This window comes from Methanospirillum sp. (assembly GCF_028679455.1).
In the GTDB taxonomy this organism is placed as follows: Archaea; Halobacteriota; Methanomicrobia; order Methanomicrobiales; family Methanospirillaceae; genus Methanospirillum.
In genome coordinates this window covers 1-2,885 of the sequence record NZ_JAJRBM010000150.1, presented here as the reverse complement: position 1 = coordinate 2,885, position 2,885 = coordinate 1, and the positions used below count along the sequence as shown (strand labels likewise).

Here is a 2,885-nt window from a genome sequence, read left to right as displayed (position 1 = left end):
TCGGTGGATCCGGGTGCAGTGGTGATTTCTTCGCTCCGGGTGAGAGAATGGAGATCAATCTGAAAGACGGGTATTATGCTCCCGGAGACTTGGTTGATCTCAGAATTTATCAGAAATCAGCTGATACCTCATGTACCTCCCTAACCGGGAATGTCGGGGATGATGAGTATATGGATGACTGGCTGAAGGAGAATTATTATTCAGAGCACAAAGGATACCGGATCATCTCGCAGCATCACTTCCGGGCCTGATACTGCATCACGCTTCGGGCTGCGATGCGTGCAACCCGAAGTGGTTCAGGAATCTTGCCATGATGAGTGAAGAGGATACAGGCTCTTGAAAGTTCTTTTTCAGTTACTCCCCAACCCCGTGCAAACAAGGAGTAACCGGTCGGGAGATATATTTCAGTCCTATCTCCAAGACTCTGGTACCGGGCTACCCGCTCTTCGTCACCATGAAAGTGATGCCTGATATGTTCTTCCAGTCCTTCTGACTCTTCATACGAGACACAGATGACCGGGAGTGAGGTGTGGGTGTGTATCACTGCCGGGTCGATGATGTTGTACCAGGCAATGACACAGCCGCTGATCATGATCAGGTTCAGGTCATGACGATCCAGTTCCCGGATCATCCTGAGTATCTCTGTGGTAGCGTCATCACCGCCGACCGTGACACTTCCGAATACAAATCCGTCGATATGAAGGTCGCGACGCATTACGCAGCCACAAAGGTGTGATTGCTGCCGGGATGCACAACTCTCTGCAATTCCCAGTACCCTGATGCCAGATTTCTGGAGTTGCATGAAAGAACCATATATGCCCGGGATAATATGTATATAATGGATATCGAGAAGGATCAGGTCTGTGTGCTCATTCCGACCCTGAATGAAGAGCCGACGATAGGTGACCTGATTCGACAGTTCATCAGTCTGGGGTATCGGGATGTTCTGGTTATTGACGGGAAAAGTACTGACCGGACAAGGGAGATAGCCACAGCCGCCGGTGCGAGGGTGGTGGTTCAGACCGGTAAAGGGAAGGGTAATGCATTTATCCAGGCACTTACGTTTCTTGAGAAACCGTATATTCTGCTGCTTGACGGGGATGGAACTTATGATCCCGAAGATGCAGTTCACCTCCTGAATCCTCTGGGTATGGGATTTGATCAGTCGATTGGAAACCGGCTTGTTGAAACGAATTATTCATCCTTTCATCGCCTGAATCTTACCGGGAACAGGATTCTGAACTGGCTTTTCAAGGTTGCACACGGGAGATACCTGTATGATATCCTCTCCGGGTACCGGGCGTTTACTCTCTCCTCACTGAGGCGGATGCATCTTTACGAGGAGGGGTTTGGTATTGAGACCGAGATATCATCTGAGGCAGTTAAGAACAAGGATCGTGTCGCGGTGATTCCGGTGCAGTACGGGGTCAGGGTTGGGTCGGTTACTAAACTTGATCCGATTCACGATGGTGTTAAAATCGGGCGGACGATTTACCGGCTTGCCAAATTGAATAACCCAATCTTTTATTTTGGCCTGATTGGTGCGTTGATTACGTTATGTGGTGTTGGAATAGGGATCTTCATTGTAACCGAATGGTTTAAAAAAATAGATCATATTCCACTTACGATTCTTGCAATGCTGCTTGTGATCGCCGGGCTTCAGATTTTCATGTTCGGAATCCAGTCAGATATGCTGCTTGCGTACCAGCGGGAGATGCTCCATGAGATCCAGAACCTGCGGGATGAAGTGGGAACTGGTAATAAATCTTTAAATGAATAAAGGTCCAACGGATATATCGCATCTGCGATAATAGTCTAGTGGCATGACAGAGGCTTCCCAAGCCTTTAGCCCGGGTTCAATCCCCGGTTATCGCATTGAACAAACGGCCTTTGGCCGATATTAATCTATTTTTTGAGTCTTTGACATCCATAGTTCATTTGTGACGTAAGTTAGGGCATTCCAATACGTCTCCAGAGCAGCCTGACTTTCTCATATGTTGTTGCGGAACTGCGGACAAATTGCGGAATTTTCCGCAATGAGAGATCAGAGGGATCCGGTTGGGCGGAGAGATTTTTCTGGATGAATCCTTTGAATCAGGCTATTCAGGACCATTGATTTGGTGCTCATGTGGTGGCAATAGCGGAAATAACCTGATCTGGGAATATGGTAGTGTTCTCTGCTACCAGTGAGGGCTTCAGGCAGCCTCGAATGATATCCACGGCTCTGAATGTAAAGCGGGCTGATCACAGTTCCGGATTCTTCCCGGTGTTTTGAATCCTGGATTGATGACCCGGATCAGTACGGATCTTGGGAGGTACCAGGTCTGTGATAATCAGAAGGCGGTTTGGCAGGATCCGGAGACGAAGACTGCAGTCTGTGAGATTTGTTACCAGAATCTTCCAAGGCAACGGGAGGCTACCGATGCGAAAGCCACTGATTGAGTGGTCTGGGATATTCAGTACGGAAAGCAGGTCTGGGTCTGTTCAGTGAGTGGGAGGCGTTCCCGGGCAATGGAGCCCTGCCACAAGGAGCAGTGATGTATGATAGGACTTACGCAGAACGAGCAAAATGTTAACTTATATCTACGAATTTTACCGAATTAACGCAGGTTGAAATTTCCAAATGTTTAAGTGTCAATTCGTTTCGCGTAAGTCCTATATGAGAAGGTTGGGAGGCTGAAACCTGATTCAGAAAATGATCTGCTCTGGGTGATCGTTGATGGTCAGGGGGATATCGGGACGATCACCAGAGAGGATCTTGCTGCCTAACTTTGCCATTAACAAGAAATATATGTGTTCTTAGTGATGTTTGAATCGACCAAAATGCAAACAAAACTAAGAACTAATGAACTAGAGCCGAATGAAAATATATCCTTTCCTATCGG

4 protein-coding genes and 1 tRNA gene are annotated in these 2,885 nt (G+C 47.7%); 4 read left to right on the top strand and 1 reads right to left on the bottom strand.

Annotated features, from left to right (window positions below):
- On the top strand, positions 1 to 251 hold a 251-nt coding region (locus tag LUQ50_RS05070), incomplete at its 5' end, for a hypothetical protein (protein ID WP_300037132.1).
- Here the strand turns inward: LUQ50_RS05070 and LUQ50_RS05065 are convergent.
- Positions 236 to 802 (bottom strand): DUF99 family protein, encoded by a 567-nt coding sequence (locus LUQ50_RS05065; RefSeq protein ID WP_300037129.1) that lies wholly within the window; start codon positions 800 to 802, stop codon positions 236 to 238. The genes LUQ50_RS05070 and LUQ50_RS05065 overlap by 16 nt on opposite strands.
- Positions 803 to 838: 36 nt before the next feature.
- Here LUQ50_RS05065 and aglJ point away from each other — a divergent pair, with 36 nt between their 5' ends.
- From aglJ to LUQ50_RS05050, 3 genes are all read left to right on the top strand, one after another.
- Positions 839 to 1,780, top strand: a complete 942-nt coding sequence (gene aglJ / locus LUQ50_RS05060; protein ID WP_300037126.1) for an S-layer glycoprotein N-glycosyltransferase AglJ — start codon at positions 839 to 841, stop codon at positions 1,778 to 1,780.
- 24 nt (positions 1,781 to 1,804) lie between these two features.
- Positions 1,805 to 1,875: transfer RNA gene (locus tag LUQ50_RS05055), tRNA-Gly, on the top strand.
- Between the two features lie 411 nt (positions 1,876 to 2,286).
- Complete coding sequence (locus LUQ50_RS05050) at positions 2,287 to 2,442, top strand: hypothetical protein (RefSeq protein WP_300037123.1); 156 nt, start codon at positions 2,287 to 2,289, stop codon at positions 2,440 to 2,442.
- The last annotated feature ends 443 nt before the right edge of the window (positions 2,443 to 2,885 follow it).

What these genes read in the sequence shown, in the direction of transcription:
- LUQ50_RS05050 (WP_300037123.1), top strand. Translation starts at nt 2,287, where the DNA reads ATGACCCGGATCAGTACGGATCTTGGGAGGTACCAGGTCTGTGATAAT.
- LUQ50_RS05065 (WP_300037129.1), bottom strand. Translation starts at nt 802, where the DNA reads ATGCAACTCCAGAAATCTGGCATCAGGGTACTGGGAATTGCAGAGAGT.
- aglJ (WP_300037126.1), top strand. Translation starts at nt 839, where the DNA reads ATGGATATCGAGAAGGATCAGGTCTGTGTGCTCATTCCGACCCTGAAT.